This is a genomic window from Endozoicomonas atrinae, from assembly GCF_001647025.1.
Taxonomy (GTDB): Bacteria; Pseudomonadota; Gammaproteobacteria; order Pseudomonadales; family Endozoicomonadaceae; genus Endozoicomonas; species Endozoicomonas atrinae.
Genome location: NZ_LUKQ02000272.1, coordinates 1 through 6,836, shown reverse-complemented (window position 1 = coordinate 6,836; position 6,836 = coordinate 1). Strand labels below are relative to the sequence as shown.

Genomic DNA, 6,836 nt, shown 5'->3' with positions numbered 1-6,836 from the left:
ACTGATCCAGAAACGACTTTCGATCTTGCCAAAGGTTTTCATCGTCTGCCCTCCCTGGGAAAATAGCGATCAGCCTCATCAACATTGTGCTGGTTAGTACGCATCCACTTATTGATAAAACTCACCACCCGGTGGCCCGGGCCGGGCTCACTCCATTGGTCCAGCATGTATCGGTAGGCGCGCAGTAGCTGCGCGGCAACATCGACATCCGGACACTCCCAGCACAGCTTCTCATAGTGGTCAGCCGATAAGGTCTGGTTTGGCCGGTCACTCATTGGCCAGATAATGTCCTGCCAATGCTCGGGATGTTCAGGAATGTCCTGTTCCTCTGGGTCAATCATGGTGTGCCTCCATTCAATCGTTATGACTCACGCTAAATTCCATTTTTAAATATAATCACCCGAACTATATTTACTCACATAAACTTTAATCGCAAATAATTTCACCTTTGTAGACTTAAGCAATGATTCGTCACACTATCCTCGAGGCCTGCCCATACATTCATCGGTTATGTCGTGTTAAATTTTTTTACATCCATAAACAACCACTACGGAAATGCATGTGACGATTCACTGGTCAGAACGAGCCCGACAGAAGGCAAGCGAACTCGGCATCCGGGATCTGGAGATTGCATCACGATCAGGCTGGAGTAAGTCCAGTGTCAGTCTGTGGATGAATGGTCAGCGCGAGCCCAAGCTGGAACAGAAAATGGCCGTGGCCGAAGTATTGGGCGTGAGCGTTCATTGGCTGGATACTGGCGAAGAAGCCCTGGAAGATCACAAACTGCCAGTGATCACCATGGATGACATCGAAAAATTCTGGGCAGAAATTGAGGAGAAGGGGAGGGTATACCAGGAGACTTCCGGTATCCGCATTATCGAGTCCTGCAGCGAGAACAGCTTTCTGGTCATTATGGACAACGATACGATGATTGATCTGACCAATGCCGAGAAGAAGCATATTCCGGAAGGCAGTTCTGTACAGATTGATGTCGATACCATGCCTCAATCCGGCGATATTCTTCTGGTTCAGCATAACGACCGAATGGTTCTGAGGGAGTGGAAACGCCTCAGCGCGACCGAGCATTATCTCAGGGTCATCAACCGGCTCTACAGCAACCTGGATTTCACCCATGAGGGAGACATCATGGAGATTTTTAAAGGAACAGCGGTAGGCTATAGCCTGTCACTTCGTTAATGACACCAGGTTTCCAGATTACCTCCACGGCCAGAAGTGCCGTGGTTTCCTTTAAACTGTTTGACCGTCATTAACCCGCCTTGAATCCCGATATGTAAACAACAAAACTCCGAACCATAAACCGCTCAATCACACGAAAAGCCAATATTTAAATAACGAAATAACCCACTCAGTCCTTCAACCCTCCTACAGCCACTAAATTCAGTGACCATTTACATTGTTTAGTCAATATCTATCAACGCCATTCTCAGTATAGATAAATATTATCTATTCCCTATTTGTAAATTATTATTCCTTGTGTGTAGATTAGATAATAAATAATAAATAATAAATCTGTGGAATATTAATGGACGCTGTCACCCGTGATCTCAACCAGCATCTTCATGCCCTCGATGCCAGAGAAACCCTGGAAGAGTGTATCGAGACCGAACTGGAACGAATCGAAACCGACTTTCAGCAAAGCCTGGAAACCAACGGCACCTTCCTGGTTAGAGGTATTGGTCTCATCACGGCCATGTCCCTGATCCAGTTTCTCATCTTAGAAGAATTTCACCCCATGCAGGGCTTTCGCTGGCTGGCCGTCAAACAGCTGGCCCATGACTGCAGTGACGAACACTCCCGCCTTTCCAGCTGGGACATCATTAACTATGCGAGCAAGCGAGGTTATTGCCGTGGCTAACCAACAGGCGATTCATGAAAACCGGCTGGCAGAACCGGTAATCACCGGCATCAGCGACTGGCTGAACATCAATCAATACACCTATGACTACGGCAAGGTCTGCCAGCTGAAAGACCGTATTGCCAAAAAGGTCTCACCGAGCATGACGGTTCTTCAGATCTACCGGGTCATCCGGGACGAAATCGCCGCGTGGCGCAAAGACCCTAAAACTTGTGATGCGGTGATCGTCGATTTCCGCGCCTGGTGTGAACTGCACGACACGTTATCCAAAGCACTGGAGAAAAGTTTCCGCATGGAAATTGCCGACCAGGTGCTCGCCGTCAGACACCGAATTCTCACCGATGAGGCCCGCCGCCATGCCCGCTAAAAAGAAAGTGCAGGAGTGTATCACCCAGGAACCCCACCCAATGACGGTGCCGGACACCACCCCCGTTACTGAAATGGGTCAGCTGCTCAATCGCGTTCTGGAGAACGGCGCCAATATCGAAACCCTCGAACGGGTCATGAAACTCTACGAACAGCGTCAGGCAAAGCTGGCAGAACAGCAGTTCAACCACGCCTTTGCCGCTTTTCAAAAAGAACTGCCTGCGGTCAAAAAGAGCAAGACCGCCAGCTTCACCACCACCAAAGGCTACACCATGAAATACAGTTATGCCTCCATGGATGATGTGGTGCAGGCGGTTCAACCGGTGCTGCACACAGTGGGTCTCAGCTACTGGTTTGAACAATCGCAGGAACAGGTAGCGGTACAAAAGGAGGTTGAACGACAACGAGGCATCACAGAAACACGACCGGTGACCGTTAGCATGATCACCATCACCTGCCACCTGGGGCATGTATCCGGTCACGCCATCCGCAATACCGTTTCCGGTCCGGTGGACGCCAGCGGCAACAAAAACCAGATCCAGCAAATGTCCTCTGCAGTCACCTATCTGAAGCGGATCGCACTGGTTGGTATCCTTGGCGTGGCCTGCACCGATGACGATGTGGACGGCCATGCTCCGGACGTACCGACGGAAAAGCCATCTGTTTACCCGGACGACGACTTCCAGCGCAACCTGCCGGACTGGACCGCCCGTATCGAGTCCGGCCGCAACACCGTGGAAGACATCATCATCAACGCCGAAAGCAGAGCCCCCCTTTCCCCCCAACAGGTTCAGCACATCCAGGCTATCCAGCCACGTTCCACCCAACCACACTCCACCCAGGAGGCCAATAAATGAAACTGATCAATGTCAAACAGGGCAGTCCTGAATGGCTGGCTTTGCGGCGGGCACACTTCACCGCCAGTGAAGCACCCGCCATGATGGGTGACAGCCCCTTCATCAGCCGTGACCAACTGATCTATCAGAAAGTCACCGGCTATACGCCACCGGTTACGCCCCAGCAGCAACACCGCTTTGATATGGGGCACGCAGCAGAAGCTGAGGCTCGGCCCATCATTGAAGCACAGGAGATGAAAACCCTCTTCCCGGTGACTGGCACCCGGACCGTGGAAGGCCTGCCCCTGCTGGCCAGCTTTGACGGCCTTGATCTGGATCGAAAACTGATCTTCGAACACAAACTCTGGAATCCAAAAGTCATCGCTCAAATCGAAGGGGAAGGTATTGAACCCGGTTACTACTGGCAACTGGAGCAACAGCTGCTGGTCGCAAACCAGAAAGGGGCACGAGTCATCTTTGTCTGCTCCGATGGCACCCGTGAAAACCTCCGCTGGGTCTATTACGACGCTCACGACGATCGACGTCATGCCCTGATCGAAGGCTGGCATCAATTCAAGGCCGATCTGGAGCAAGCGGAGAGACTGCACGACAAAGGGAAACTCCCCAACCCATACGCTGAAGCCGTCGTTCGACACGATGACACCTTCCAAAAAGCAGAACAGAGCTACCACCTTGCCCTGCAGACACTGAATGCAGCCAAAGCCCTGGCAGAGAAGACCAAACAGGACCTGATCGACCTGACCGGTGGTGCCAAAACCAAAGGCAGCCAATTCCAGCTCTACCCAACCTACCGCAAAGGCAATGTGAAATGGCAGGACGCCTTCAAAGCCATGCTGCCGGAAGTTCCCATGAAAGACCTGGAGAAATACAAAGGCAAACCGGCCACGGTCTGGACGGTAAAACCCCTGAACTAAAGGAGAACCTTAATGAGCAGAGGCGTTAATAAAGTCATCCTGGTTGGGCATGTCGGGCAGGAACCCGTCGTGCGCTATACCCCCGGTGGCGAAGCGGTGGCCAACATCAGTCTTGCTACCTCGGAGAAATGGAAGGACCGGAACGGACAGCCACAGGAAAGAACCGAGTGGCACCGCATCGTCACCTTCGGCAAGCTGGCAGACATTGCCCAGCAGCTGGTGCGCAAGGGCAGCAAGCTCTACATCGAAGGCAAGCTCCAGACCCGCAAGTGGCAGGACAATCATGGCCAGGACCGATACACCACGGAAGTCGTGGTCACCGGCTTCAACGGACAGATTCAGATCCTGGACAAGCTGAATGAGCAGCCTGCCCAGCAACAACAGCAGCAGCATCAGCCACCACAACACGCCGCTCACCACGGCAACCATCACCAGCCACAGAACACCCGCTACCCAGCCAAGACGAACCCGCCGTCATCGCCACCCGCTGAGGGGTATGACGACTACGACGATTCGATTCCTTTCTAACCCAACGGAGAATGGCAGCCCATGGATGGATTAACGGCCGATGACCTGGCTCTGGCCCTGGAGATCAAACATAAACGCGCAGCGGGCATCAACACCCGCAAAGAGGAAGCGGAACTCTCGGAAAAAATCCGCATTGCAGACCGGATCGGCGATCGAATGGGAGGACTGCCACTGGATGCTGAAACCGTGATGATCGAAATGACCGCCCTGATCGTGGCCATTACCGTGGGTATCCACAGCCCCCTTGCGAGGGATCAATCCATGCTGGTCACCGGACTGATCCTGCAACGCCTGCAGGAAAATGACCCGTACCCTAACCATCACTCAACAGAACGCATTCACTGATAGACACCAGAGCAGTCACACAACGCTGAAGAGCAGGAAGCGAGAGGACGTTGACTATGAACAGCACAGTGCTTACTAAAAACAGCACCACCCCCATCACCAGCCTGGATCAGGCTGAACTGAAAATCCGACGCGCCGGTATCATTCGCCTCAACCCTGAAGGCCAGGAACAGGTAGACGGTGAGGAGCTGCTGCAAACCGTCTGTGGCTTTAACCTGGAATCCAAAACCGTGGCTCAGGCGATTAAACGACAGATCGCAAAGCATGAGTTTTGCGAAGGAAAGGACTTTACAACATCGATGTTGCAAAGTTCTGGAGGCCGTCCCAGACGGGTTTATCACTTTTCGGTGAATGCCGCGAACCACGTTCTGCTGTCCGCCATGACCCAGGAAGGCAAACAGGCCAGGCAAGAGGCCATTGATGAAAAGCGGAAACAGCAACTCACGGATGCCCTCAATATACCTCAGTCATCCGAAAAGCCAGCGCTGGATCAACGGGAGAACGACACACCGCAGGTGTTGCTCGAAATCAACATGGCCACTTCCCTGAAAGCCATCGCCTTTGCCGAAGCACTGGGTTTTACCGGCAACCAGAAACTGCTCTCCGCTGACCGGCTGCTGAAAAGCCAGATCGGTTTCTCCCCGCTGGAAGCCATGGGCCAGAGACAACTGATCGCACCGGTTCAGAAAATGACATTTACCCCAACCCAGCTCGGGCAGATGATGACACCACCCCAGGATGCCCGAGAGGTAAACCGACGGCTGGAAGCAGCAAGACTGCAAACCAGGATCGACCGGCAGTGGATACCGACCGACCTTGGAACGCCGTTCTGTGAAATCCTCGACACCGGGAAATCCCACCACAGCGGTACTCCGGTAAAGCAGGTGAAGTGGTATCAGACCGCGCTGGATCGTTTAGTTCCCAGGGCCGATGCCGCCCCCGAAACGGTACCAATGGATCTGAATAGCCACGATGCTGACCCACCACTGTATGGGTCAGACGAAGACTGCGAGCCCATACCAAGAAAACCAAAGCGTAAACGGAACCGCTACGAGCTGGACGATTACTTCTCACTGGTGGAACTGGGGGAATTTATTGGCAGAAGCCGTCAGCATGTGGTCGAGGTGCTGGAGAAACTCCGCATCATCAAATGGACCGGACAGGGGAAAAAAGGGAAATACCTGCTCACCGATAAGGGCTGGCAGTACGGCCTGATGTACGACCCCACCGAAACCCTCTTTCATAACCGACAGAGCAAGCGACTGACCACCAGTAACGCACAGCCGGTACTGGGTTATGACATCCTGAAATTTTTCCATTAAAACCGGGGAAAGTTCAGGAAGCAGAAGAACACGCTTCATGGCAGTTGAAGCATCTTACGGGATAACAGAACCCTGTTATCCGATCGCCAGGAAAGGAGACCATGGCATGGACGTGAAATCACCCATCGAATGCATCAATTACTCAACCCGAGAAGCCGCGTTGTACATCGGGGTCTGTAAAAGTGCTCTGGATAAATCAAGAGTATCGGGCGTGCTGTTTGGCCAGACCCCGCCCCCATTTCTAAAACTGGGACGTTCCATCCGCTACCGGGTCGAAGACCTGAAAGCGTGGCTGGACCAGCAGCAATCCTATGAAACTCTGGCACAGGCTGAGTCGGATAAAAATTTCGGCGACTATCCGAACTGATTCCGAACCTGACCAAACGCACAAAAGGCTTCCCGAGGGAAGCCTTTGTTTTTTCTACACTTTAAATTGGGTGCCTGGCGATGACCTACTCTCACATGGGGAAGCCCCACACTACCATCGGCGATCGGTCATTTCACTACTGAGTTCGGGATGGGATCAGGTGGTTCTAACCTTCTATGGTCGCCAGGCGAAACTTTAACAAGAGATCTTTATACCTCTTGTCTGGAATCCGTCTGATTTAAGCTAAATCTTGTTCTTGCT

10 protein-coding genes and 1 rRNA gene are annotated in these 6,836 nt (G+C 52.6%); 9 read left to right on the top strand and 2 right to left on the bottom strand.

The window, feature by feature from the left end; translation table 11 throughout:
• Positions 1 to 38: 38 nt before the first annotated feature.
• Positions 39 to 341, bottom strand: a complete 303-nt coding sequence (locus AK963_RS23815) for a hypothetical protein (RefSeq protein WP_066017890.1) — start codon at positions 339 to 341, stop codon at positions 39 to 41.
• Positions 342 to 561: 220 nt separating this feature from the next.
• Here AK963_RS23815 and AK963_RS23810 point away from each other — a divergent pair, with 220 nt between their 5' ends.
• From AK963_RS23810 to AK963_RS23770, 9 genes are all read left to right on the top strand, one after another.
• Entirely contained in the window at positions 562 to 1,197 is a 636-nt protein-coding gene (locus tag AK963_RS23810; protein ID WP_175404623.1) for a helix-turn-helix domain-containing protein, read from the top strand.
• A gap of 346 nt (positions 1,198 to 1,543) precedes the next feature.
• Positions 1,544 to 1,876 carry a hypothetical protein gene (locus AK963_RS23805; protein ID WP_066017888.1) on the top strand — a complete coding sequence of 111 codons (333 nt, stop codon included), beginning with the start codon at positions 1,544 to 1,546 and terminating at the stop codon, positions 1,874 to 1,876.
• A complete protein-coding gene (locus tag AK963_RS23800; protein ID WP_139117618.1) occupies positions 1,869 to 2,243 on the top strand; it encodes a hypothetical protein in 375 nt (124 codons plus the stop codon). The genes AK963_RS23805 and AK963_RS23800 overlap by 8 nt, the downstream gene beginning before the upstream one ends.
• Positions 2,233 to 3,099, top strand: coding sequence for an ERF family protein (locus tag AK963_RS23795; protein ID WP_238593830.1), 867 nt, complete (start codon positions 2,233 to 2,235; stop codon positions 3,097 to 3,099). The genes AK963_RS23800 and AK963_RS23795 overlap by 11 nt, the downstream gene beginning before the upstream one ends.
• On the top strand, positions 3,096 to 4,013 hold the full coding sequence (locus AK963_RS23790) for a YqaJ viral recombinase family protein (protein WP_066017885.1): 918 nt from the start codon (positions 3,096 to 3,098) through the stop codon (positions 4,011 to 4,013). The genes AK963_RS23795 and AK963_RS23790 overlap by 4 nt, the downstream gene beginning before the upstream one ends.
• 12 nt (positions 4,014 to 4,025) lie before the next feature.
• Positions 4,026 to 4,541, top strand: a complete 516-nt coding sequence (gene ssb, locus AK963_RS23785; RefSeq protein WP_066017884.1) for a single-stranded DNA-binding protein — start codon at positions 4,026 to 4,028, stop codon at positions 4,539 to 4,541.
• A 21-nt stretch (positions 4,542 to 4,562) separates the two neighbouring features.
• Positions 4,563 to 4,886, top strand: a complete 324-nt coding sequence (locus AK963_RS23780; protein ID WP_066017883.1) for a hypothetical protein — start codon at positions 4,563 to 4,565, stop codon at positions 4,884 to 4,886.
• Positions 4,887 to 4,942: 56 nt separating this feature from the next.
• Positions 4,943 to 6,208 carry a hypothetical protein gene (locus tag AK963_RS23775; RefSeq protein ID WP_066017882.1) on the top strand — a complete coding sequence of 422 codons (1,266 nt, stop codon included), beginning with the start codon at positions 4,943 to 4,945 and terminating at the stop codon, positions 6,206 to 6,208.
• A gap of 106 nt (positions 6,209 to 6,314) precedes the next feature.
• On the top strand, positions 6,315 to 6,575 hold the full coding sequence (locus tag AK963_RS23770; protein WP_066017891.1) for a helix-turn-helix domain-containing protein: 261 nt from the start codon (positions 6,315 to 6,317) through the stop codon (positions 6,573 to 6,575).
• Positions 6,576 to 6,647: 72 nt separating this feature from the next.
• On the opposite strand, the gene rrf is transcribed toward AK963_RS23770, so the two are convergent.
• Positions 6,648 to 6,763: ribosomal RNA gene (rrf, locus tag AK963_RS23765) — 5S ribosomal RNA — on the bottom strand.
• Positions 6,764 to 6,836: the final 73 nt, after the last annotated feature.